Annotated in this window: 14 protein-coding genes; 5 read left to right on the forward strand and 9 right to left on the reverse strand. The window is 44.7% G+C overall.

Translation table 11 applies throughout. The features are described 5' to 3' along the window. Positions 1-101: 101 nt before the first annotated feature. The 7 genes from argC to GYK50_RS08850 all read right to left on the reverse strand — a co-directional run bounded on the left by argC (position 102) and on the right by GYK50_RS08850 (position 9863). The gene (gene argC, locus GYK50_RS08820; protein ID WP_071003502.1) at positions 102-1169 is read right to left on the reverse strand and encodes an N-acetyl-gamma-glutamyl-phosphate reductase; all 1068 of its coding nucleotides are present in this window, start codon (positions 1167-1169) and stop codon (positions 102-104) included. A gap of 160 nt (positions 1170-1329) precedes the next feature. Beyond that, positions 1330-2466, reverse strand: coding sequence for a uroporphyrinogen decarboxylase (gene hemE / locus GYK50_RS08825; protein ID WP_212563712.1), 1137 nt, complete (start codon positions 2464-2466; stop codon positions 1330-1332). A 129-nt stretch (positions 2467-2595) separates the two neighbouring features. Then, on the reverse strand, positions 2596-3768 hold the full coding sequence (gene proB / locus GYK50_RS08830; protein WP_058024204.1) for a glutamate 5-kinase: 1173 nt from the start codon (positions 3766-3768) through the stop codon (positions 2596-2598). A gap of 78 nt (positions 3769-3846) precedes the next feature. Beyond that, on the reverse strand, positions 3847-5049 hold the full coding sequence (cgtA, locus tag GYK50_RS08835; protein ID WP_058024205.1) for an Obg family GTPase CgtA: 1203 nt from the start codon (positions 5047-5049) through the stop codon (positions 3847-3849). Positions 5050-5337: 288 nt separating this feature from the next. Next, on the reverse strand, positions 5338-6780 hold the full coding sequence (locus GYK50_RS08840; RefSeq protein WP_212563713.1) for a glyceraldehyde-3-phosphate dehydrogenase: 1443 nt from the start codon (positions 6778-6780) through the stop codon (positions 5338-5340). Positions 6781-7123: 343 nt separating this feature from the next. Next, on the reverse strand, positions 7124-8317 hold the full coding sequence (locus tag GYK50_RS08845; RefSeq protein WP_212563714.1) for a lipocalin family protein: 1194 nt from the start codon (positions 8315-8317) through the stop codon (positions 7124-7126). Between the two features lie 433 nt (positions 8318-8750). Then, on the reverse strand, positions 8751-9863 hold the full coding sequence (locus tag GYK50_RS08850; protein WP_286707766.1) for an NUDIX domain-containing protein: 1113 nt from the start codon (positions 9861-9863) through the stop codon (positions 8751-8753). 328 nt (positions 9864-10191) lie between these two features. Here GYK50_RS08850 and hemP point away from each other — a divergent pair, with 328 nt between their 5' ends. Beyond that, positions 10192-10350, forward strand: a complete 159-nt coding sequence (hemP, locus tag GYK50_RS08855; RefSeq protein WP_379542873.1) for a hemin uptake protein HemP — start codon at positions 10192-10194, stop codon at positions 10348-10350. A 142-nt stretch (positions 10351-10492) separates the two neighbouring features. Here hemP and GYK50_RS08860 read toward each other — a convergent pair whose 3' ends face one another. After that, positions 10493-15487, reverse strand: a complete 4995-nt coding sequence (locus tag GYK50_RS08860; protein ID WP_212563715.1) for a translocation/assembly module TamB domain-containing protein — start codon at positions 15485-15487, stop codon at positions 10493-10495. A gap of 100 nt (positions 15488-15587) precedes the next feature. Continuing rightward, positions 15588-19019 carry an autotransporter assembly complex protein TamA gene (locus tag GYK50_RS08865; RefSeq protein ID WP_071003494.1) on the reverse strand — a complete coding sequence of 1144 codons (3432 nt, stop codon included), beginning with the start codon at positions 19017-19019 and terminating at the stop codon, positions 15588-15590. 452 nt (positions 19020-19471) lie between these two features. On the opposite strand from GYK50_RS08865, the gene GYK50_RS08870 reads away from it, so the two are divergent. The 4 genes from GYK50_RS08870 (at position 19472) to GYK50_RS08885 (ending at position 26048) form a co-directional block, all read left to right on the forward strand. Next, entirely contained in the window at positions 19472-20803 is a 1332-nt protein-coding gene (locus GYK50_RS08870; RefSeq protein ID WP_212563716.1) for an MFS transporter, read from the forward strand. Between the two features lie 209 nt (positions 20804-21012). Beyond that, positions 21013-21651 carry a 2-polyprenyl-3-methyl-6-methoxy-1,4-benzoquinone monooxygenase gene (coq7, locus tag GYK50_RS08875; protein WP_197496799.1) on the forward strand — a complete coding sequence of 213 codons (639 nt, stop codon included), beginning with the start codon at positions 21013-21015 and terminating at the stop codon, positions 21649-21651. A gap of 198 nt (positions 21652-21849) precedes the next feature. Next, entirely contained in the window at positions 21850-23046 is a 1197-nt protein-coding gene (locus GYK50_RS08880; protein WP_212563717.1) for a tetratricopeptide repeat protein, read from the forward strand. A gap of 530 nt (positions 23047-23576) precedes the next feature. After that, on the forward strand, positions 23577-26048 hold the full coding sequence (locus GYK50_RS08885; RefSeq protein WP_212563718.1) for an esterase/lipase family protein: 2472 nt from the start codon (positions 23577-23579) through the stop codon (positions 26046-26048). Positions 26049-26224: the final 176 nt, after the last annotated feature.

Raw genomic sequence — 26224 nt, forward strand, 5'->3', positions numbered from 1 at the left:
AGATGGTATCTCTTAAGAGTAAAGGCAAGTTATTATAGCGGAATTTATAATCAATACCTAGTACCATAAATATGAATGACTTAGCGACAAAAAAGCCAGCATTAAGGTACGATAGGTGCAAAATTGAGTCCCATCGACTCATCAAAGCCGAACATCACATTCATATTCTGGACAGCTTGCCCTGCGGCACCTTTTACCAAATTGTCTTGCACCACAATGACCGTCAGCTCAGCACGCTCGTTGTCTTGATGTACTGCGATACGTAGACGATTACTAGCACGCACACTGCGCGTGTCTGGATAAACACCTTTTGGCATGACATCAACAAAACCTTCTGATGCATAGCTGTCCTCAAACACTTGCTGCCAATCGATAGCCGCACCTGCATCGGTCAGCTCCATATGAATTGAGCTCAGCATACCGCGTATCATAGGCACTAAGTGCGGTAAAAAGCGAATGCGATGTGTAAACTGACTGTCTAGTAACTGCGCCACACCCTGCTCAATCTCCGGCAAGTGGCGATGACCTTCAACGCTATAAGCTTTAAAATTATCCGTTGTTTCCGCATAATTAAGTGCCAGTGACGCTTGACGACCAGCACCTGATACACCAGATTTGGCATCGATGACAATGCGAGACTCGACTAGTCTTTCTGCTTGCTCATTTTGTGCTTCGATAACAGGTTTTAAACCCAAAATCGCAGTAGTCGGATAGCAGCCAGGGTTGCCAACTAATAAAGCGCTGGCAAGCTTATCACGATTGATTTCAGGCAACCCGTAAACTGCTGTCTTCAACAGCTCAGGGCAAGCATGAGATTGTTTGTACCAGTGCTCAAACTCCGTCAATGATTGCAGGCGAAAATCAGCTGCCAAATCGATGACTTTTACGCCAGCTTGGGTCAGCGCTTCTGCTTGCTTCATCGCAACACCATGCGGCGTCGCAAAAAATACAACATCACATTTTTGCAATGCCCCAAGCGTATTGTCACCTAAGTCACTGAAAACAATATCTGAGATACCGCGTAAGCTTGGGAAGATTTCATCAGCGCGAGTGCCAGCTTCGCTACGCGAGGTTAGCAAATCAATAGACACTTCAGGGTGAGCAGATAGTAAGCGAATAAGCTCAATACCTGTGTAACCTGTACCACCGACAATCGCTGCTGAAATCATAAATTATCCTTATTCTTAGTAAGCACTCATTATATCTAATAAATTCTATATTTTTATCTAGCTTACAAAGCCATATAGACATAAAACCAGTCTGTCAATCCTACCGTCTCTGAATATTATGGCTTTGAATACCATAGCATAGCTTTAAATACCGTGGCTTTTAGATCTTGTAGTCATGTACCGCATCAACAAAGACTTTGGCATTGTCAGGATTCACCCACTGGGTAATACCATGACCTAAGTTTGCAATGTAGCCAGTTTTTTCGCCATTAGCATAGGCGCGATCAAGCATCGCACTCACTTCAGAGCGGATAGTGGCGGGTGATCCGTATAACGTTGCCGGATCTAAATTGCCTTGAATGGCTTTGCTGCTTTGTAGCTTCTTATGCTTTTTGGTTAACTCGCGCTGACTCTCAGTCAGTACTTGACGCGCGCGGTCAAGCGGCATCGTCCAATCTAAACCTAAAGCGTCAGCTTCGCTATCAGCCTGAATATCAAGCCATAATCCGCCACCTTTGGTAAATAATACCACTGGTACTTGTGGATGGCGTTGCTTTAGTTCAGCCACGATACGCTTGTTGTAATTGTGCGAAAACTCGATAAATTGACGATGACCAAGCGCCCCGCCCCAACTGTCAAATATTTGTACGATCTGAGCTCCGGCCACAATTTGTGCATCGAGATAGTCAATGACCGAAGTCGCAAGCTTATCTAATAGCTGATGTAAAAAATCAGGATCGCTATACAAAAAGCCTTTGGTATAACGATAATCCTTTGAACTACCACCTTCTATCATATACGTCGCAAGCGTCCATGGACTACCAGAAAACCCAAATAAAGGCACTTGACCATTTAGCGCTTTGCGAATGCTGGTCACGGCGCGCATTACATAGTCAAGAGAATCATTAGGCTCAAGTACTGGCAATCTATCAAGATCAGCCTGCTTGCGAATTGGATGCTTAAACTTAGGACCTTCGCCAGTCTCAAAATACAAACCCAATCCCATGGCATCAGGAATGGTCAAGATGTCACTAAATAAGATCGCGGCATCTAAGTCATAACGACGTAACGGTTGGAGCGTCACTTCAGTAGCACGATCTGTATCTTTGCACAGGCTCATAAAGTCGCCGGCTTCAGCACGAGTGGCTTTGTACTCTGGTAAGTAACGACCAGCTTGGCGCATCATCCAAACTGGCGTGGTATCGATGGGCTCAAAGCGTAATGCACGTAGCAGCCTGTCATTTTTTAGTGGTGCAAATTGCTGCTGAATCGAGTCACTCTTGTCTGAAGCACTCATGTACAAATCTCCAAAACAACATAGTATCCATATTTATAAATAGATACTGTGCTGGATAAAATAGGTTGAATAAAATAACAATAAATATTTATAAGCTATAAAAAACAGCCGTGCTATATCATGAATACGTTATACAGTTATCGCAAGATTGTCACGATGCACCATCACCACACGGTCTTCGTTACTACCAAAGATTTTGTCAAACTTCTCTGTACGCTCACGGGCAACACGGTGCGCCTCATGCGATGAGAAGTTTACTTGCCCAACGGCTATACGCTCGCCAGTGTCTTGATGAACAATTTCTACCACATCACCTTCATCAAAGCCGCCACGAACTTCTACAACGCCTACTGGCAGTAAGCTTCTGTTATGCTCAGTCAATGCTTTTGCGGCACCTGCATCAACGACCAAGCTACCTGACATACGCAAATGCGCGGCAAGCCATTGTTTCCGAGCGATGATTTTATCTTCTTCGTTGGTGGTCAATAATGTACCGACTGCCTCACCTGAGACAACACGAGTGATCACATCATCGATAGCACCGCTCACAATAACGGTTGGACAACCACCCATTGCTGCAAGACGACCAGCACGAATTTTGGTTAACATACCACCGCGTCCAAGCTTACCACCGTCACCTGCAATATCAAATAAATAATCGGCCATGGCACGTTCTTGACGAATCATCTTGGCATCAGGATTGTCACGTGGGTTATCAGTGAACACGCCTTCTTGATCGGTTAAGATGATGTACAAATCTGCATTAACCATCGCGGCTGCCATCGCACCCAACGTGTCATTATCGCCAAATTTAATCTCATCAATGGTAATGGTATCATTTTCGTTAATGACCGGTAGCACACGCCATTCTAATAGTTGCGTGAGCGCGCCTGTGGTATTGAGATAACGGCTACGATTGGACAAGTCATCATGAGTCAATAAGAGCTGTGAGCTTTGAATTCCATGCTGAATAAGTGCTGACCACCATGTTTCAATCAGTCCCATTTGGCCAATAGAAGCGCAGGCTTGTAATGCTGCCAGTTTTTTAGGGCGTTCCTCAAGGTCCATACGTACCACACCTTCAGCAACGGCACCTGACGATACCAGCAGCACTTCAACACCTTTTTTGTGCAGCTTAGCAATCTGCTTTGCCCACTCATATATGGCAGTACGATCCAACCCTCGACCATTATTTGTCAATAATGATGAGCCAATCTTGACAATAACGCGCTGAATATCAAAGTTGCGAGATTGTTTAACAAATCTTGCTTCTTCGGTCGTGTTTGCTATGTCATCTGCCATATAAACTCCTTTTTTTCATATCAATTGATTGTAGGGATTAAATTCACAATTCAAGTATAACCGCTTAAGCATACTAGCTTAAGGAACGTACATTACCTCAACACCATCGTCGTCGTCATCCAAATCGGACAAATCTAAGCCTTCACGCGCGGCTTTACGAGCTGCACGATATGCTTCACGCTGTGCTTCAGTGTTTAGACGCACTTCGGCTTCTAAACGCTCAAAACGTTCTTTTTGTGCTTCAGCGAATATAGGATCTTCTATTTCACGCTCGCGCTCAAGTTCAATATCATTCATTAAATGATATTTTACTGCATCAACACCTTCACCAGTCAGGGTTGCTGTACGGAAAACCATACCTGTCCAACCAAGCTCTGCCACGATATGTGTACAAAGCGCGTTCAAGTCTTCATCATTGACCTGATCGATTTTGTTCAATACCAAAATTTGTGGTAAGTTGGCCAATTCAGGTGAAAAACGCTCAAGCTCATTTAGGATAACGCGGGCGTTCTCGACCGGGTCGCTACCATCAACAGGCTTGACATCGACTAAGTGTAACAGACGACGCGTACGCGCAACATGTTTTAAGAAGCGAATACCAAGTCCTGCGCCTTCTGATGCGCCTTCAATAAGACCAGGGATATCTGCCATCACGAACGAACGATGACGACCAATATCGACCACACCCAAGTTTGGTACTAGCGTGGTAAACGGATAATCAGCCACTTTTGGTCTAGCAGCAGAGACTTGACGGATAAAGGTCGACTTACCCGCGTTAGGCAAACCAATCAAGCCAACATCAGCCACAACTTTTAGCTCAAACTTAAGAACTTTTAACTCACCCTCAAAACCAGACGTGGCTTTACGCGGTGCTTGGTTGGTTGAGCTTTTGAAATGGGTATTACCCAGACCACCGTCACCACCTTTAGCGACCAATAGCGTCTGGCCAATTTCAATCAAATCACCGAGTACTTCATCAGTTTCGGTATCCACGACCGTTGTACCAACTGGTACTGGTAAATACAAATCATCTGATCCTTTGCCTGAGCAGTTTCTGCTATGACCGTTTTCAGCGCGCATGGCATCATGACGACGCGTATAGCGATAGTCAACTAGAGTGTTGGTGTTGTCCTCTGCAATGACATAAATATCTCCGCCCTTGCCACCATCGCCACCATCCGGTCCACCACGTGGGACATATTTTTCTCGGCGAAAACTGGCGATTCCGTTACCACCGTCACCTGCTTTTACCGTTACGACGGCTTCATCAATAAATCGCATCTTACGTTCCTTAATTCACAATCCAGTCTATGACTGGTGACAACCAGCGGTTGTATTTTGAGGTTTTGCTATATCGTTCTGACAAAATGAGCAATCTATAGAAGCTATGTTACGTCATGCCCATTATGACAATAACACCCGATAATCAATCGGACTATCGGGTGTTTAAGTATGACAGTTAAAGTGATACCAAGCTATGCAAAGTAGAGTCTATTGCAGCATAATCTTTAAAGTGACCATGCTTTGAGAGGCTTAGTATAACGTTATTGCGCTACTGTATTTAGTAATCTATGCTGGAATCTGAGCGTAGCTGATTCCTGCCATCTGCGTCGCCAAACGCAATACCTGAGTACTATAACCGACTTCATTATCATACCAAACATAAACAATAGCTTGGTTGTCAGTCAAAATAGTCGCTTGGGCATCAACGATACCAACATGGGTCGTACCAACAAAGTCAGTAGATACGGCTTCTGTAGAATCGGTATAAGCAATTTGCGACTGCCACGTGCTGCTGTTAGCAATCTTACGCAAGAACTCATTCAACGCATCAGCGCTTGCTGGTGCGGTCTTTAGATTCAAGTTCAAGATTGCTAGGCTGACATTTGGTGTCGGTACACGGATAGCATTACCCGTCAGCTTACCGTTCAATTCTGGTAATGCTTTGCCCACTGCTTTTGCAGCACCAGTACTGGTGATAACCATGTTCATCACCGCACTACGACCACGACGGTCTGCTTTGTGATAGTTATCAACCAAGTTCTGATCATTGGTAAATGAGTGAATAGTCTCTACATGACCATTTACGATACCGTACTCATCGTTTAGTACATTTAACGTCGGTGTAATCGCATTGGTCGTACAGCTCGCAGCACTCACGATTGTGTCATCACCAACGGTGTCGTTATTCACACCATAAACGACGTTTTTGATATCGCCACCAGCAGGTGCTGTTAGGAGTACTTTTTTCACGCCAGTAGACTGTAGGTGCTTACCAAGGCCCGCTTCGTCTTTCCAAATACCGGTGTTATCGATAACTAGCGCATTGTTAATACCATAAGCAGTATAATCGATTTCGCTTGGGTCTTTGGCATAGATGACTTGTACGAAACGACCATTAACGATCATGCCGTTATTGTCTTCATCGATACTGATGCCACCTAAGAATCTACCATGAATTGAGTCGCGCTCAAGCAATGAGATACGCTTAGCCAAGTCACCAGCAGCGGCTGGACGTACGACGATTGCCTTTAGCTGCAAACCTTTTGCGCTTGACGCTTGTGACAATAACAGACGGGTCAAGATACGACCGATACGACCAAAGCCATATAGTACGACGTCTGTTGCGCCATTCACGGCACCAGCGTTGTTGATAGACTGTAGAGCGGCTTGTACATCGGTATCATTAGCAATCAATTGACCAACATCAATACGAGTAGCTTGGATATCAGTGTTTTCTGAGATAACTTTTACCATCGCTAGAGTATCAGCGATATCGATAGCGTTGGCATCGTTGTCGCGCAATGCTGCTTTTTGATGTAGTCCAAGTATTTGACCAACTGAAGTAGCGTCTAGCGTTTCGCCAAACAAAGTCACTTGTACGTCTTGCTCATTATAGAGCTTGCTCAATAGCCCCATAAGCTCAATGGCTTGTTGCTCTTGATTGTTGTAGTTTTTTAAGTGGTCTTGATGTAATTGGCGTAAGGTATCAGCGTTGCTCACGAGAAACATCCTTATGGTCAGTAATGTATGATCGATAAAATATGAAGAGATATAAATAAGATAGGTCGTGTATGCTCTAGGTGGTGACTGTAATAGGATAATCAACCACTATCAATATCAGTTCTTGACGTCAGAGTATTCAAATCGCCTAGATTTTAGCCTAAAATGCCTCATTTTGCCAGTAATAACCGATTAGCTAGTGTGCATAATAGGTTTTGTCGTTATATACAAACTCATATATAAACAAGTATAAAAATAAAGGCAGCCATATATGCTGCCTTATTAGGACGTCGTTTACATGATAATTGCCATAGCGCTTAATTAATTGAAGCAATAATTTTCATTATATCTATTATGGTGCTAGATTCACTGTTTGATTGCTCTGCGACGTCAATGTAAACTCTTTCAAATCATATCCTTGCTGCTGAGCAACCTGACGATATTTAGTATACGTTTCCTGACTGATATTCGGCGACCGTGCTAGAAGCCATAAGTATTTTTTATTAGGTGTCCCTACTAGCGCAGTTTTATAATCTGCATCACGTGCTAGTACCCAATAATCAGCACGACCGACTGGGATCCAGCGAATCCAATTCGGTAAAAACGTCACTTTTAGTTTGCTACCACTTTCATCGACTGGCTTAGCCAAACCTTCTGCCGTAATACCTAAACCATCCTCGCTCACGCATTTGTTAGTGACGACCATGCCTGACCCATCGGTCTTTTGCGTATAGTTTGCCGTGACATCGCCTGCACATTTACGCTGGAAATACATCGGTAGACGTCCAATCTCATACCATGTCCCAGCGTATTCATTGAGATCGACACTATCCACTGTCGTTGGTGTGCTTGCAGGCTTATAGATAATATCGTTTGGCTTAACTGATAGCATATCGGTCGTAATCTTCTCGCTCATCACATTATCTTGCATATTACTGGTAGTAGCCATATTAATGGGCGGCGTTGCAGCATAGGCTGAAAATGCCGCTAGCGGTATGATGATCGCTAACGCAATGCCTGTATGCTTGATAAGTCCATTCATAAATATACGCTCCGGTATGTCTTTGTATGACGAGTTGATAGTGGTTGATGAAGTATCAAGGATTTGCTTGGTGCTGTCTTGCAAATTACTTGCTTGGTCATCTACAAGCTCAGAGATTAGCGGCTCGTCTTTATTCAACGTTGCTGATCGCTTGTATCCATTAGCAATGTTGAATTGTTCTTTATCATTATTTTTCAGATGTTGACTGTTTTTACTGTTACTCATAGCGGACTCTTTGACCTTAGTAAGGCTTTTGTCGGCGCTTTTGTATCCAAAATAGCTGTCTTGTGAAGACATGTCGTCTGCCAGATGGTGCGAATATTCGCCGTTCAGGTTTTCATTGCTCAGTTTTTTATGGCTATAGTTTGCATCATTACTGGCATTTATTGTTTGTTGCGCATGACGACCATTGTTATAGCTGTTTGACTGTATAGTCTGCTGAGATTGAGAACCAGCTGCCTGTGAGTCAGTCCATGCTGAATCAGGTAACTTATTGGTTTTCATAGGGATACCGTTATTAATAGTGACTGTTAAAATACCTTATCTGCATCATTTATCCGAATTGATTTTATAATGAGCCTGAGTTTCAGAATTAATTATCGACCCAAACTCTACTGCTACAAACGCTCTTTTTTATTATAAGTTTTGATAGATGCGTTAATATTTAGTTTACTGATAAAAACCAGAATCAATGCGTTGTAGATATGGAATATATATTAAGGGCAGCTGGACTATTAAAACAGTAGTGCAATGTAGGGAAACGCAACGGTTTGTAAATAACGATGGGTTTATGCGTTAGTACACACACATCATAATCACATAGTTACTGACTGGATAAATAACTTAAAAATCAGTTATTTATACTTACCTATCTTAATAAGCAAACATAGTCAAGTGAATGATATTGCTGCTTAATGAGCACTCATTTTCTAGTTTTTCATTCGTGGAACTGACGAATGCCTGCGACACTGACACCGCCGTGCGCCAATGCTTGATCTATCATACTAGGAGCCAAACCTCCCAGACCAATGACTGGCATGTCAGCTAACTGTGCCAAAGCCGACCACGCCTCCCAGCCAAGTGGCACCGTCTCAGGATGCGTCTGAGTTGTAAGTACAGGAGACAAAAAAGCGCCAATCACTGGCGACAACTGCTGCTGTATGCGCATACTCGCAAGTTTATTAGCGGCACGAATGCTGGCAATATCATGACAGCTGACTATTAGTGGATGCTCACTCGAGATGTGGGCCAATTGCTCAGACTCTGTAATATCTTGAGTACCATTGAACCATGCCATTAATACCGAATGCGTCAGGTGTCTAGCGACAATCGAACCAGTCGTTTTTGCCTCTACCATTGCATCGGTACTTGTCGTCTTGGAGCGCTGACAGTCGTTGTCGTACGGCAAAATCGCTAGAATATCTGGACGCACATCCATTAGCTGCTGGGCAATATATTCTAACTCAGATGCTTTTAGTCGGATATAAACCCAAGACTCTGTTGCCAACTGTTCTCGATGATAGTGCACCCATGCTGCTGCTGAATTTGGCTGGGCAGAAAAATGCGCAAGTGGATACGTAATCGCTATTTTTGTAGGAAGCTTTAGCCACTCCAAAATAGTTTTATTGGCAGCGGGCAGATGATACTCTCCTGCTAGTAGCTTAGATTTTTCAACCCACGTCATTGCTTGGCCTTCTAATCCATACTCACAATGCTTGTGCTGTTCATACTGCTGTGCGGTCAGTTCAACCTGATAAACCTGCAAGCTCACCTGCTTGTCACCATAGTCGTGATGCAAACGCCCAAGCTTCACCATCATATTTTGATGAATATCGATCCCTGTTTCTTCAGCAACCTCCCGAATCAATGCCTGCTCTGCTGACTCATCAGCCTCTATTTTGCCGCCTACAAATTCATAGCGATTGCCTTGATGCTGAGCTGCATCTCGGAACCCAAGCAAATACTTGGTTTTATAATAAATAACGGCAACTGCAACATTGACGGGGGTGATGTTTTTCGTTTTTGATTGGCCACTCATCTCATTTGGCATAACTCTACCTTTCACTTCTCTCTTCATTATGACTTTTTAATCGCCTGATTCTGCGTATATAACTTGGCAGCTATAACAACGTGGCGACTGTCTTTATGGTCCCTATCGTTTTTATACATCTTATAAATTCTGTGTTTCTACAAGGAGAAAGCCCCCTATTCTCACTTTGTGACAGTAGCCTTAGATAAATTTACACAATAACTGCATTTTATTTTATCAATTACCTTGCAAATTCATTCAATCTAAATGATAATGATTATCGTTAAGGTTCATTAGAACATAGCTAATTTATTAAGCCACTTCTTATCAAAAGGAATTTACCATGAGTATGGTTATCTCTCGTTATCTAAACTGCCGTGAAAACCGTCTGCCAACGCTACAGTCGCAGCATCTATTTGCCCTGACCAAAGAAGTACGTATCGAGCATCAAGGCGAAGAGTATCGCTTACGCCTCACTCGCAACAATCGGTTGATTCTGACCAAATAACTGTATGAGTAGACTACATTTTTTACAAAAAAAACGCCTTCATTACGAGGCGTTTTTTTTGTAAAGCAATAATTATAAGAATCCGTCTCAATGCATACAATCCATAAAGCTAATCAGATACCCACTCGGTCAAGTAAGAGCGTTAGAATTGCCAACTATAGACCACGTCTACCGCATTTTCAGCAGCCGAGCTGGCTTCTACGTAAATACGACGAGTCAATTGATAGCGAACAGATAAGCTATTTTGAGCATTAAAGACACCCACGCCGTAGCGGATATACAAGTCAGGGGTCACGTAACCGGTGACATTGACATTGGTATCTTCGCTGCTACCCGATGCATCAACGGTCAAACTCTGTAAACCAAAGGCCTGTCCGATTTGATTGGTCAGACTGCGCGTACCACTCAGACCAAAGCTCAGTCCAGCAGCGGCTAGGTTATTGGTCACTTGTGATTTGAACCCTTGCTCACTGATTTGAGTGGCGCTCTTGTTATCGATTCGCCCTGTCACCAGCGCATTCATCGCTTGCTGCTGGGTCAATCCTGCATTATTAAAGACGATGATATTTGGACTTTCAGTCGTACCTTTCACACGCAGACCCACTGTTTTACCATCAATGGTTTTTGCCGCTTCAATACTCAAGTTGGGCTTCATGACATCGCCATTAAAGCGTACTTGACCATAATTTAGCTCTAGGCTTTGACCAAAAGCATTGATATTGGTACGACGTGATACTTGAACAACGCCTTTGGCACGCATGATACCCGTGCCATTTTGGTTGATGTTAATCGCACCAGCCAATGGAATAACAGCACCAAAACCACGGAAATTGATGTCATCACCCAAATCAACGCCAATATCAGCATTGATAGACCAAGGTTTTGATATTGCCAATACCTCATCGATGTTACCAATCAAACGCCGATCCAACACAACCACATCTTCAGATTGAGTCACAATATCTTCGCTGGCTTCTGGTGGACGAATGGTAGCGGTTAGCACGCTGATAGCGCCTTTAATATCCACATAGCGATCGCCTGGACGTACAATAATGTCAATATCAGGATTGATCTCAGCCACGAGTAGTGGCGGCTGCGTAATCACGAGCCCTTCACCAACAATACTCAATTTGGCTTGTAGCTTTTGCTGCCAATTGACCGTGCCGGTCAGTGTGCCTGTTCCTGTACCGCTTTTGAACGTACCATCAATGGTCGCCTGCGTACCGCGAATTTTGGCCTGTGTGTTGACATTGGTCAGATTCACTGGCAAATCCAGCATAGCGATACGGCCATCAGAGAGTTTCACATCACCATAGAACTGCGGCTTATCTAGCGTACCGCCCAGTCCTCCTGCCATTGTAACGTTGCCTTTTAGTACTCTCATACCTGGGAAGAAAGGCTTAAATATCGCCAAATCAAGCTCATTTAACACGAGTGCACCAGAGATGGGTTTCGGTGTTTTGTAAGGATCAACAACGACTTCAGCATAACCGCGAGCACCGCGACCCGTATTGATGTCGGTACGCAGCTTGATACCTTCTGGCACCGACAAGGCGATTAGTGAAACACGCTTATAAGGCAGTGTCACAGGCGTGCTATCCCCGTCTTGAATCAAGCCAATTTTGCCATTGTCTGAATATAGTGTCGTGTTAATAGTTGGCGGACGACCACGTTGCCAACCGACAATGGCTTTACCATTAATCTTGCCGTGCCAATCAATATCCTTTGGTAAAAATACTGAAAATAATGACGTATCTAAATTCTGCAATGCCACATCGACTTCACCACTGGCTGGAGAAGCCACTAAGTTCTTGCGTAAGCATAGCTTGCCCGTTTGGTCCGTGGCTTGCCAACAATGTGCAGCCAACTGTACTTTGAGATCTGTATTATTGCCCTGTTGATTATTGGGCAAATTCACAATCAGCTGTGCTGGCTGTAATTGATTTAAGGTAGCGTATCTGGATTTAACGCGGCCTTTACCGATGACTCCTGACCAACGAAGCTTGTCGCGATCAAACCCACCTTTAAGCCTAGCGCCAACATCAAGCTGCTGATTGGCTACATTTAGATCAACGATATGAGATTGCTCAGTCCCATTAAAGGAGGCTTTTACACTATCGAAGCTTTGTCCCGCAGCATCCAGACCTTCAGCGCTGACGATAAGCTGGCTTGGACTATTGGCTAGATTAACCAGCTTGCCACGTATACGACCTTGACGCAAAATAAAGCCCGGTAGTGCAATTCGCTCACCCACCAAGTCGATATAGATCGTCGGTAGTGCCTGACCTACTGGTTGAGACAAAGTCGCTCCACCAGTGACTTTACCAGCAAGCTTATCTGACAGTTGATCTAGGCTTATGATATTGATTTTGGTCTGTAGCTGTTTGGCATTGCCATTAGCAGTGACATAGTTGTCACCCCAGCGTAGTATCAAGTTGTCAGCGTTTAAACTATCGATCAATGCATTCACTTGCTTATACTGTGCTTGGGCATCTTGTGTTTGTAGACGTTTGAAATAGCTGGCTAAGTCTTTTGGCAAGCGCAGTTTTGCAGCCAAGCTGCCTTTAGCACTAAGTGGCTGGCCTTTCAGCATACCGCTCAGATTGACTTGTCTGATATTGATTGTTTGCTGCGTATCGCCCCAACGTCCATCTGTATCGATGTTACCCGTGATAAGGCTTGGTGTATCCTTTAAGAAATATCCGATATTGAAGCGATCCATCACGGCACTAATGTCCCATGCAATGCCTTGACGCACATCAACCTCTCCTTTGGCATCAATACTACCTGCCGCGCCCACATGCCGCAGACGGTTGATACGGATCAGCTGACTATCGCCGCTCGCGTTAATATTCAGCTTACCTGCTGGTAACTGCTCGGCATCCAAAACCCCATCGAAATTCACAGCAAAACGCTGTAATTTACCTGCGGTATTTGGGCTGTTTTTAGGCGCAGCCTGCCACTCGCCACTGGTTTTTAGATCACCTGTGATGATTGCTGAATTATTTGGCAAAAAATACCCTAAATTAAACTGATCGAAACGTCCATCGACCGTCCAGCCAATATTACGACGCAAGTCAATGACACCTTTGGCATTCACCGCACCAGCTTCGCCATCATAATTCAATTTACGGATACTAATTAATTTTGGCGTACCCGCTGCGTCGATTGATAGACGACCTTTTGGTACATCCGCTGTATCGATCTGACCATCAAAACGTGCATCAAATACGGACAACTCACCACCCACGATATCGACACTGGCATCACCGCTACCTGTTATACCGATTGCGCGACCGTTTTGCGTGGCATCCAGTTGTGCTTGCAGGTCTGTACTATTAACCGTGATGATGTGACGTTGACCGCTAACGCCGTTTTTGGTGATATTTAACAGGCGACCACGAGCACTTAGGCGGCCCGTCAGGCGCTCAAGTGGTAAGTCACTACGGTACTCTTTAGGCAATAAACCTTTGGTCGCTGCATCAATCTGCCATGTCAGTGGGCGGTTTTTATTTGCTAGCCGAATCTGCCCAGTTCCTGATAGGTCGCCTACGATGCCATCATAATTGAGGCGGTTGATATCAATGACGTCACCTGCTTTACGCAAGCGCACATCATAGTTGCCTTTGGGCGCCGCATTGAGCTCATTGATCACTGCATTGGCATCTACTGAGACATTGGAGCCACGGACGATCACATCGGCCTGACCACGCGGGCTATTGATGTTACCAATATTAGGCACATCACGGCGGGTCAAGTTTTGCCATCTTGCATCAATATACCAAGGCGCTGTCTGTTGAGATTTAGCAGACGTCTTGCCGCGCACTAGGTTGGCGTTGACATATTCGCCGTCACGCTGACGTAGGTCTACATCAATCTCTGTATTACCTGTACTGTTTTGCTGCTGATAGCGTAACGATAATCTACCATTGAGCGTTTGCGGAGCATACGCTTTAAAATCAGCATACTCATCAGGAATCGCACGTCGAATGTCAAAGTTACTACCAGCCGCACGCACTGTCGCATTAAAGCTCTCTTTCCAGCCTAAGATGCCCTGAAGCAGCAAACGTCCAGAGGGAACGTCGGCTTCTAAGCGGTCAATACGCAATTGACTGTCTGCAATGACGCCGCGCCCTTGATAATGACCGGATGGAATGTCTTTGGCAGTCAATTCTGTGTTGATGCGCAGTTGTATCTCAGAGATAACCCCTGATGCAGTCGCCATACCACTTTTTAGATGAATATTTTGGTCATCTGCATAAGGGACTAAAATATCATCCCACTTCAGTTTTGCCTGAAACGGTGCGCCTGCATCTAGGCCTTGAACCACAAAATCGCCGCTAACGTCGCTGTCGTTATAGCGGCTACGCACCTGCCCAACCGTACGTTTTAGCGTACCAGTTGCCGTGATATTCAATGGATCGATATAAGCTTTTTCAAGTGCACTCACCTCTACAATCGCGCTCAGATCCAGTGGGTAGTCGCCTTGTAAATCTGCCTCACCTTGTAAGGCACTGACTTTTACAATATCAGCATATTGCAAGCTGCCGCGACCGACCGTCACAGTGCTGCCAACCCATGTCAGATCGCGAGCCGTAGTATTGTTGATAACAATAGGCTCTTTGGTCACTTGCTTATAAATAATTTTATTGATTTTTGCGTGATCAAAACGTAGATTGACTGGTAGCTTTAGCGTCTTATAATCAAACGGCTCGCCAGTCGGTGGTTTCTTATTGAGAATTTCGATGGTCTGTATATCGGCATCACTCAGGTGTACTTCTTTTGCAAATATCGCACGCCAGCCTATCTTGACATAAGCTTTGTCTACTAATACCTCAAGGTCTTCAGTGGCTTCAATATCGATATCTGTCACCCAAATACCATCACGCAAATTACCGCGCCCATATTTGAAACCGATACCCGTCTCAGCACTGATTTTTTCTAAAATGAATTTAGTACCCGCATCAGTACCTGCTGCATAAAAAAATATCGCAAACATAATCGCTAGTACGATAATGACCAGCACCAGCAGCTTGAGTAAAAATGATAGCGGATACCAGCGCCTAACGGCACGAGCATCGCGCTGTGCTGGGTCTTCATCTGGTGCATTGTTAGGCGGGGTATTTTTTGTCTGCATGACACTCAACTACGTTAAAAAGTGATGACCAGCAATCGGTACGATAAGTAATGAATAAAACGGTTCAAGCGATCTGTGTTCATATGTAGGAAGTAAGCTTTTACAACGGCGAGCCAATAAAGAAATGTAATCGCACAGGAATATTGTCTTCTGTCACCCCTGCGGCGACATCGACACGCACCATCCCAACAGGAGAGGCCCAGCGCACACCGACGCCGACGCCAACTTTGGTTTCAGCATCAAAGTCTTTGTCGTACGCATTACCAACATCGGTAAAGAATGCACCGCGAAAGCCCGGTTTGAACTCATAGTTATACTCTGCACTACCAACCGCTAGTACTTGCCCGCCTGTCAGATAGCCTTTATCGTTTAGTGGCGATAAGCTCTCGTAGTCATAGCCACGGATGCTTTGGTCGCCACCTGCGAAAAAGCGCAATTTATAAGGCACATCATAGAAATCATCTGCCCAAATATAACCACCATTCAAACTACCAAGCACTTGATGTTTTTTGTCATCGCCAAAGCTATAAATACCGCTAACACCAGCACGCACGATGGCCAAATCAGTATCACTCAGCGCTTTGTCAGCACCTGCTTCAATCGAATAATACTGACGCATACCGCGCGTTGGATTAGTCGCACTATCCGTGTCGGTTTTATTCATGCCATAGCCAAACAGCAATGCTTGCTGCTTGGGGTTTGACGAGGTAAAGCGGATAGGTAAATCATCCCGCGCAGCGCCGTCAACGCCAGTCTCTAGCTCATCTAAACGATAACGCATAGAGTAGCTACGATTCCAACCACTATCACGGCGAATATTACGTGCCAAAGCCGCTTTTAAAGTGGTGGTAGATAAATCAAAGTTACCTTTGCCTTGGTCAATGACTTCTTCTTCATAAGTAAGACGCCCATCTAATTTATCATTGAGTGGATGATTCCAAGGGCGGCTCGCATAGACAGCGACGTTTTTGCTGATTCTGGACACTTCGGTTTCTGCGCCTGCTTGATAGCCCTGACGGTTAAGCAAATTATAATCGATCTTGGCGGTTGCTCGCACGCCTGTGTCAGTACCGTAACCCAAACCAACCTGAGCATCACGCGGCTTATCAGCGTATACAAAGACATACAACGGTACTTTTTTGCTTGTGGCAACGTCTTGCGGTGTTTTACGTCCTGCGAGCGTTGGCGGTACGAAATCCTCATCAACGGTGAAGTCTGCATCATCAGGGAATATTTTTTGGGCCACATTACTGATAGAGTCACTGATTTTGCCTAATAAGTTATCCGCTTCTTGGTCTTTTTCATCCAGCACGCGGTCATCCGGCAGGCGGCTTAGACGCTCTGCTTTTTGCTTAACCGCTTGTAGCTTATCAAGCGTTTCTTCATCAACCTCAAACTCGATAGCAGCAATATCAGCTTCATTGACCGTCTCGCCACTACCATTGCTAAGCGCACTTTCACGCTCTACGCCAGTACTACTACCCGTATCTTCTGTACTAGCCAAACGATTATTGGATGCTGCTAGAGTAGCATTATCTCCAGTCATATCTGAGATGCCATCCTTATCAACATCCTCATCCAATATAGCATTGCTATTGGTAGGTGCATTATCAAATGCCAATGTACTGGCCTCACTCCGGTCATCTGGCGGTAATATCGATTCAACGTTGACAGCGTTGAAATAGCGAGTCGCTGATAAGTCATTACTAAACTTTGTCACTGATGGACGATAGAATGGGTCACCCGGCGCAAACTCATACAACTGCTGCAATAACGACAATTCTACTGGGAGTTTGTCAGGGTCTTGTGTCAGCGTGTTGGTTTCTTTGTCATAGGTAAAGAAAACAACATCATCAAACTCGTAGCGGTCGCCTGTGTTGTAGACCAAAGACATGTCCGCTTTGTTGTCTGGTAAGATAATATCGACAGATTTGTTTAACCAATACTGATCAAAATACCCATAGGTATTACTCAAAGACTCAAGCGCCGCTTTACTACTCTTGTAGACACGGTGGTTAAAAATATCCCCTTCTTGCGGCGGTAATTCTTTTTCAAGCGCGACAAACTCTGCTTGCTCACCGCCCTCACCGCGGATATCAACGATACGGCTGTCTACAATAACAGGCTCGCCCAGCTCTTCGATCACCACATTGATCGTATCACGCGTAGGCTGACGCAGGCTGAGAGTCACATCATAGTAACCCACTGCTTTGGCAGCATCCAATGCCGTTTGACGCAAACGTGGTAGCGCTGCGGTAAAATCAATGACCGACTGTACTGTCGTATCATCAAGGGCCGCTTTAATATTCTTCATTGGCTGAATATCGTCGTCAGCTTTGATGAGTTTTGGTTGACCATTTGCCGTATCTTCGGCGCCAGCTTGTTGTATATAAACTGTGGTCTCCACACTTGGTAACGCCATCACACCACCATTGAAAAAGCGATTATAGAGACGCTTGACAATGTTGCTTTTATTACGTGCAAGTGGTTTTGACTGGTCAGCTTGCTCGATGCTTTGATTGACGGCCTGAGTATCATTCTGATAATCCGGTAGGTAGTCTTCAGGATCAATCACATCTGAGGGCATGTTACCGCCATCAGTTATATCGCTATTACCTGCTATTATCTCATCATTAATGCCATTTGCCGCATTGACATTGCCACTGCTGACAGAGTCACTCACGTTAATGGGACGTGACATAATTTCAGCTGTGGCTGCCTGTTCTGCTGCGGCCTCACTTCTACCCAGTGTGTCAAGATTGCTAGGCATAGGCAAGTTGGTCGCATCTAAGTCAACATCTAAGCCGATGGGCGGCGCTGTGTCGTTCAATGTGGCAATTGGCGCATCAAAGGCACTGTCGTTGTTAATGCTGTCGATATCTTGGGTGTTTTGTAAATCGAGCGCCGCCAGCTCACGATCAATCTGCTCAGGCGTCATCATCTGATAGCCTTGCTGCTGTATCGCTGTTGCTTGCTGCAACAAATCATCATTAGATAGATCTGCCTGCATGCCTTCTACGTACATATCCTCGTCGAAACGATTTGAATCTTGCAGGCCACTATTGTGATTATTATTTCGGGCACTGTCATTCTGAGAAGATGACGAGTTAGCGCCTGATTTTTTGATACCTAGTGTTTGTTCGCTATAGTCGTCCAAGACCGACTGATCAATAATGCCTTGCTCCACTGCTTTTTTTAGACGTAGTGCATCTAGGGCAGCATCGAGCTGGGTATCATCGTCTGATAGTGCGCCTGATGTATTATTGGCTGTTTGATTGTTAGCTGATTGAGTCTTAGCGACTTGATTACTGGTCGATGCATTGGTGATATTTGTGTTGATTGTCTCAGCCAATGCCGCAGGTGCGACACTAACTAGACTAGTAGCTAGCGCGGTACAGAGCGCTGAGCGCTTAAAATGAATACGGGGAGTACCGACATGAGTGCTTTGGATGCTGATATCGTTCTGAATACTCACGCTGTCACGCTGCCTCATTAATATGTTGCGTGCTCGAGTTGAAGGCGGCTGGGTCATGTTTACGTCCTATCCCTTCACGCGGCATACTATTATTAACGATTGATTATCGCCAAGTCTGACCGGTGAATAAACTTATAGCAGTGGGCTGAAATTAATGGTTTACTACGTTGCTTGTCATGATGGAAGTCTCTGGTGCATATTATTCAGCACTCGATGGGTGACACCATACAAACAGTCTTGATTGATAGCAAGCCTTCACCTTTACCGTCGCTCGCACCTTTTAATGCAACCATATAAAATTTACAAATCATAACTTAGTTAATTATGAAATCATAGCGCAGGTTTCATGTATTTTTACCTAAGCCTTGCTATTATACGGCTTAATATTGATAAAACCTATGCTGTATTTCGATAAGTTTTTGATAATATTGATAATTGCTATCGCATTATAAGCTGCGTTCAGCGCCTCTTCTTACTTTATCAGCCGCTTCTCATCTGTAGGAACATTCATGTCCAATCAGTTTCAGCTATTTAAGCGCCGCCGTTTTAGCGCCATGTTTTTCACTCAGTTTTTGGGTGCGTTTAATGACAATATCTTTAAACAAGCACTTATACTGGTTCTGACTTATACCGCTGCCAGTCAATTGGGTGTGGAAGTCAGTATTTTAAATAATTTGGCCGCGATGTTATTCATATTGCCCTACTTTTTGTTTTCGGCATTGGCAGGACAAATCGCTGATAAGTATGAAAAATCCAAGCTCACGCAGTTTATCAAAGTGCTTGAGCTGGTCATCATGGCAATCGCTGCGGTTGGTTTTGTTTTTGAATGGTACACCCTTTTATTTGTCGCGTTGTTTTTGATGGGCACGCATTCGACCTTTTTTGGCCCAATTAAGTACGCTTATCTACCACAGGCGATGAAAGAAGATGAGCTGGTCGGTGCCAACGGTCTGTTTCAAATGGGCACTTCTCTAGCCATTCTTGTTGGTATGATTGTCGCTGGCATCTTAACTCAGCTGTCACACTCCTTATATTGGATTAGCGCTACCGTATTGGTCGTTGCTGTGCTGGGTTATCTGGCAGCGCGCTATATCCCTAACATGCCAGCCATGCAGCCTGATCTTAAGATTAACTGGAATATCGTTACCATCAGCTTGTCTACGGTACGCTATCTCTACTCTCTGCCATTCTTGTTTTTTGTCATTCTTGGCAACAGCTGGTTTTGGTTCTATGGGGCGACGTTTTTGACTCAAGTGCCAGAGTTCAGCAAAGTCATTTTGCACGGTGATGAGTCGGTGGTGATTTTTCTATTGACGCTATTTTCAGTAGGGGTATCGATAGGTTCGCTCCTATGCAAATCATTGACCAAAAACCAAGTCAGCCTGCGCCTATTGCCTTTTGGTATTGCTGGATTGAGTATCTTTGCTATTGATTTGTACGTTTCACTTTCAAGCCTAAACATAAATGTGAATAATGACACATTGCTTGGCATCAGTGATTTATTCGGTGTCAGTGGGAGCTGGCGCGTTTTTGCTGATTTGTTCTTATTGGGATTCAGTGGCGGTTTATATATTGTGCCTTTATATGCCTCAATGCAGGCCTATGCGCCGAAGAGCCATCGCGCGCGTATCGTGGGTGCCAACAACATATTCAATGCGATATTTATGGTCACATCAGCGATTTTTGCGATTGTCATCTTAAATGCATTAGGGCTAAGTCTACCGCAGCTATTTTTGGTAACAGGTGTGCTCAATATTGTTTTTGGTATCTTCTTGTACCTTAAGCTAAATAGGCATATCAAACAGGCGGTTATCCAAACCAATGATGAAGTGGTTATATAAATGAGCCATATTGAGCTCAAATAACGATAGCAATCGATAGCAATCGATAGCAATCGATAGGTTATCAAGGTAATAATATTGATGCCGATAATTTGGATTGTTTGTTATAGTAATGTACATAAGAGCTGTGCACAGGATTATTACCCTAGAGCAGTCACTAGTCTTATTTTATTGATAGAATTTAACGCCATCAGGAGTGAACCATGGCCCTGCGTCCCTTATCCAAAATCGATCAGCTATTGCTTGGGGTCGACAAAGCATTACGAGCTGTCGTGCCAAACTCAAACCCCAGTACGCGCCCATTGCCAGTGAGTAGTGACGAGATTCCTGAACTGACTATCACAGAGGCGCGCCATGTCGCAGGGCTGATGCGTATCAACCATACCGGTGAAGTGTGCGCGCAAGGTCTCTACCATGGACAAGCATTTGCTGCCAAAGATAGTGGCGTCAAGCAAGCCATGCAAAACTCTGCTGAAGAAGAAGTCGATCATCTGGTCTGGTGCGAGACGCGCTTAAATGAGCTGGGTAGCCATGCGAGTGTGTTTACCCCGCTTTGGTATGGGATGTCTTTTGGCCTAGGTGCAGTCGCAGGCGCCATCTCAAATGAGTTTAGTTTGGGGTTTGTCGCGGAGACAGAAGCACAAGTTAGCGAGCACCTGCAAGATCATATCAATCAACTACCCGAACATGATCAACGCTCAAGAGAAATACTGGCACAAATGGATATCGAAGAGCAACATCATCGCGAGCTAGCACTGGCAAGTGGCGGCGCTGCGTTGTCACCACCTGTACGTCAGACAATGCGCTGGATGGCCAACCGTATGAAGGCGACCGCTTATCATTTATAAAGGCAAATAGCAATTTGATGTCTGAGATGACGAGCAATACTCGATTTGCTCAGCCCAAGCGAGTAACAATCCTACCACAGATAGCGCAAAGCTTAATTTGCTAGGGTATTAAAAATTTGTACGATTTTGCAGCAAACATATATCCTGACTATCAACCGATTAATAAATAAATAACGACTAAATAAGGTAATGATTTTTATGAAAGCAACTCTCTCTAATAGCGCGTCTTCCAAGTCGCCAAAGCTTGCAACCTTGACCGCGCTCGCGGCCGCCTGTGCAATGATGCTTTCTGCGCCTGTGAATGCTGCAGAAGCTGACACTGCTGCTACATCAGCACCTGCTGTACCGAGCGCTATAGATTCCAGTAAACGCGTGATTCGTCTAGCAAGGCCAGGTGCAACGACCAGCACAGCTCAAAGCATAACAGATGCTACGCCTGCTAATAGCGCTCAGCCTGCTAATAGCGCTCAGTCAGTTAATACTCAGCCAATGATGCCGTCAAGCAACACTCAGCCTAACCGTACGCCTTTGAGCACGGCACAGGCAGCGCAGATGATGCAATCAAACAGTACTCAACCAAATCGTGTACCTGTCAGCGCCGCTCAGCCACCAGCATCGCAAATGATGAATCCAGCTAACGCCCCTGTGATCAGCGGTACCACTCGCATCTATAAGCCAGGCCCGATGACTGCGACTGGTATTGATCTGCGCAGTGGTCAGCTCTCAAATATTCCAACGCCACAAGTACAGCTTTCAGATGTGAGCTTTATCAAAACCGTCTTGATCCCACAACAAAAAGGCCTAGGTACTGATAAACTTGACGTAAGCTTGCTTGATGATTTTATCGCAGACGTCTCACCGAATGCTCGTCACTATCCACCGAACTTCCCTAACCGCACTCAGCGCCATTACACGCGCGAAAAAATCAAAGTATTGGCTGATTGGATCGAGCCTTATGCCAAATCACCAGATGCGTCTTATGATGTATTAATTCGCGCAGCCAAACTCAATGGTATGGGCCGTAATCTGGACTTGGGATCAGACTATACAGTACGCGGCGGGCAGTATGTTGATCGTGCGCTCAAAATCCAGCCAGATAGCGGTGAAGCCAACTTTTTGTATGGCATGATGCTATCAGAGGGCGGTGGGTTTAAAGAAGGTCAAAAATATCTAGATCGAGCGGTCTCTCTTGGCTACACCGAAGCAGAACAAAGCTTGGCACAGGCAGATCTACTCAGTGATCGCCGTGCCAGCGCCCTAGAGCGCCTACGTCGTCTTGAAGAAAAATACCCTAACAACACCGTGATTCCTCAACAAATCAAACTGGTGGAAGATGGCAAATTCTACATTTGGGACATCCCTGCACCAGATATCAATGTCAAACCAGGTGCCTAAATTGGCACTGTTTGTCTATGCTAAAGATAAACAAATAATTTTGTAGCCTTAGAATACCTAGCGCCTTTGTTTTTATGAATATAAAGCAAAGGCGCTTTTTTGTGTCTGGCTTTTTTGTGCCTAATAGAAACCTGCCTGCACAGAGCCTCATCTTTTTCTACTTTACCTCTTTTTTCTTTGTCTAAATAAATGCCCTTTTTAACCAAAAATTTAAGTGTATCTCAAAACAATATAGTCAATCCTAAATAAAACAGATACATTATATATCAAGGTGGAACTGGTCTAAATTTTCCTTGCGTGCTGTGCCTACGCAGACAGAGACTGCGAAAAATTTATCCCAGTCCCACTGTATCATTTTTATACTGAATTCACTATAACCATCACTTGAAGAAGTCATTCGATATATAGCGCTTGGTTATAACCTTTCAAATAAAATAGTCTAATATCAAAAGTTACGCTAAACTCTACTATAACCAAAAGTACTTCCATTGCTGATTTTCTCATAACTACTTTTTTTACCGGACTGACTTATGACTTCTGCTAGCCCTAGCAAAAACACGGTAACGCAAGCCAATAAAAAAATGCGGCCTATCGCCTCAGTCGCATTATTGACAGCGGCAATGCTGTTACCAGCCTGTAGTGTCGTCTCGGTGGAAAAACAAGCATCGGCCAAGACCATCTCAGCACAGCGCGGTAATATCGTCACTGATAATCAACTAAGCAGCGATACGGCATCTGCCTTGCTATCAGCAGGTCTTGATGAGCAAGCTTGTATGCAGCGGTTTGATTTGTGCTTGACTCAGCTCACGGACAGTATTTTAAATAAACACTATCGACCTGCACTGGCAATTTTTGCAGAACTGCACTACGCAAAAGCGCGCCAGCTTGCTGACTCACAAAACTGCCGCAATGCACTTGCCCGCCCACCACTTGACCCATACTACGCCAATGCGCCTTTGAGCGACGACGATGCCAAAACGCAGCAAGAAGAGACCGACCTTTGCTTAAACAATTATCAGGACAGACTGTTTGATGCGGTTAAATATAGCTATACCTATTTGTTTTATGACAGTCTGACTCATGATTTTGAGGGTGCTGATGAAAGTTATAGTAGTGCTCACACGCAAACCCGCATCCCAACTGACAACGATATTCAGACCCAAGATATCTATAACGCTGCCAGCAATGATGTCATCACACAGCTTTATCGATCGACCGAAAACTCAGATAAATTGATGAATGGCAAAAAAGTAGAATACTTAACCATCCCTTCTACCAAGCGCAATAGTAGCGATCAAGCAGCGATTGCCAACCGAGCCCCGCTAAAAGGTAAAGCGATCGACCAAGTCAAGGTCATGAAAGTACAAGTAGATGATTATGACCTCGGCATCTATTTGCCCAATGAAAACAACTATTTGCAAAATGCTCATAAGCAAGACTCTGCGCTTGCTGACTTAGTTTCTACTTACGAGCTACGTCTCTCTGGGCTGAACTCTGTTAGCAAACGTCCCGGTTTAGGTATCAGCTTAGTTGCCTCACTGGATGATCGCTATACCACCACGATTCGCCAATTATTATCATCATCACTATCGGGTCGCTTCGCCAATGAAAGTGACAATACAAAGGATAGCGAGCCAAGCTCACGCATTTATCCTACTGGTCATCTACTGCTGACTGGTTTGATCAAACCAAGTGGTGATAGCGTACTGGACGTGCTGAGCAGTCGCCAGCTCGACATCCACTTATACAACCCGTATCGCACTGAAACTGTTAATATTTTGGACAATAACTATCCATTAGCCGCTAATTTCTCGGCAGGTTATGGAATGTGGCTGGCAGAAAACCAGTTGGATAGTGTGGGCTATCTGAACCTCATCACGCGCCAGCCAGATGCTCGTCTACCCAAACTGTTTATGCTCGAACCTTATGACCCTGACAAGCGTGTCATCATTATGCTGCATGGTTTGGCCTCTAGCCCAGCCACGTGGGTCAATCTCACCAACGATATTCTCAATGATCCCAAACTGCGCGACAATTACCAGGTTTGGCAAATATTTTATCCAACCAATTTGCCTATTTTAGAAAGTCGCTATCAGATTCAGCAATTAATCAACACAACTTACGAGCAAACAGACCCAACGGGACAAAATCGCGCCAGCAAAAATAGCGTGATTGTCAGCCACAGTATGGGCGCGCTCATCGCGCGTATGATGCTATCCGATGAAAATCTGGTTGAAGACTTAGACCGACTGGATGACCAAGACATTCTCTCAAACAGTGAAAAGCGGCAAATACGCGACGCCCTCAAAGAATCGTTTGGTGAAAAGGAATTAAGAAAACGGTTTGAGCTTCACTCATTGCCCCAAGTAGACACTGCCGTATTTTTGTCTGCGCCATTTCGTGGCACAGATTATGCCGATCGCTGGTTCACTCGTGCGCTGCGCCGCATTGTCTATCTGCCAGTCGGTTTGGTAAAAACAGTGACTGACAACTTGGCAACGATTGCCACGCAAGGCGATCTGGCACAAAACCCGTTGGGCGCTTTGTATTTGCAAAACGGTGCCAGTCAGCTCAGTGACAAATCTTCTTTCATCGAATTAACCAAAGATCTGACGATTAATAGCCGTGTGACTTATCATTCAATTATTGCCAACAATGATGCTGATATCACCAAAGGACTGGCTCAAGCACAGCCTGACGGTGCCAAAATTGATTTATCGCAAGCGCTAGAAGAAGACGCTAAAGACGAGCGCGCAAGTGTCAGCGTGTCAGATGACACATCAGAGCTGCCTCCTGAGCCACTGGTCGCTGCCGTCACTGTTGATAAAAATATCAGTCAGGCCCTAACCCAACGTTTATCAGATGGCATTGTTCCCTATACCAGTGCTCACCTAGATGGCGCCGCCTCTGAAACAGTTATCAATGGCGGTCATAGTATTCAAACCAATCCACAAACGATTTTGACACTGCGACGGATTTTGCATAAACAGTTACAAGAATGATGTGTGTTTTTGTTATTGGGGAACATTTTAATGCATGGGCAAGCAAGTAATAAACAGAACAGATGTTTTATGAAAAAATACTCGCTATTCCCAAGTCATTGTTATTCATAAAGTTAATTTTATTTTTAAGGGTGAGGGTGACGGATATTGTTGACCACAAGGTATACTGCTTCCAA

Origin of the sequence: Psychrobacter pacificensis, from assembly GCF_018336615.1 — a bacterium.
Classification (GTDB): domain Bacteria; phylum Pseudomonadota; class Gammaproteobacteria; order Pseudomonadales; family Moraxellaceae; genus Psychrobacter; species Psychrobacter pacificensis.

What these genes read in the sequence shown, in the direction of transcription:
- argC (WP_071003502.1), bottom strand. Translation starts at nt 1,169, where the DNA reads ATGATTTCAGCAGCGATTGTCGGTGGTACAGGTTACACAGGTATTGAG.
- hemE (WP_212563712.1), bottom strand. Translation starts at nt 2,466, where the DNA reads ATGAGTGCTTCAGACAAGAGTGACTCGATTCAGCAGCAATTTGCACCA.
- proB (WP_058024204.1), bottom strand. Translation starts at nt 3,768, where the DNA reads ATGGCAGATGACATAGCAAACACGACCGAAGAAGCAAGATTTGTTAAA.
- cgtA (WP_058024205.1), bottom strand. Translation starts at nt 5,049, where the DNA reads ATGCGATTTATTGATGAAGCCGTCGTAACGGTAAAAGCAGGTGACGGT.
- GYK50_RS08840 (WP_212563713.1), bottom strand. Translation starts at nt 6,780, where the DNA reads ATGTTTCTCGTGAGCAACGCTGATACCTTACGCCAATTACATCAAGAC.
- GYK50_RS08845 (WP_212563714.1), bottom strand. Translation starts at nt 8,317, where the DNA reads ATGAAAACCAATAAGTTACCTGATTCAGCATGGACTGACTCACAGGCA.
- GYK50_RS08850 (WP_286707766.1), bottom strand. Translation starts at nt 9,863, where the DNA reads ATGCCAAATGAGATGAGTGGCCAATCAAAAACGAAAAACATCACCCCC.
- hemP (WP_379542873.1), top strand. Translation starts at nt 10,192, where the DNA reads ATGGTTATCTCTCGTTATCTAAACTGCCGTGAAAACCGTCTGCCAACG.
- GYK50_RS08860 (WP_212563715.1), bottom strand. Translation starts at nt 15,487, where the DNA reads ATGCAGACAAAAAATACCCCGCCTAACAATGCACCAGATGAAGACCCA.
- GYK50_RS08865 (WP_071003494.1), bottom strand. Translation starts at nt 19,019, where the DNA reads ATGACCCAGCCGCCTTCAACTCGAGCACGCAACATATTAATGAGGCAG.
- GYK50_RS08870 (WP_212563716.1), top strand. Translation starts at nt 19,472, where the DNA reads ATGTCCAATCAGTTTCAGCTATTTAAGCGCCGCCGTTTTAGCGCCATG.
- GYK50_RS08880 (WP_212563717.1), top strand. Translation starts at nt 21,850, where the DNA reads ATGAAAGCAACTCTCTCTAATAGCGCGTCTTCCAAGTCGCCAAAGCTT.
- GYK50_RS08885 (WP_212563718.1), top strand. Translation starts at nt 23,577, where the DNA reads ATGACTTCTGCTAGCCCTAGCAAAAACACGGTAACGCAAGCCAATAAA.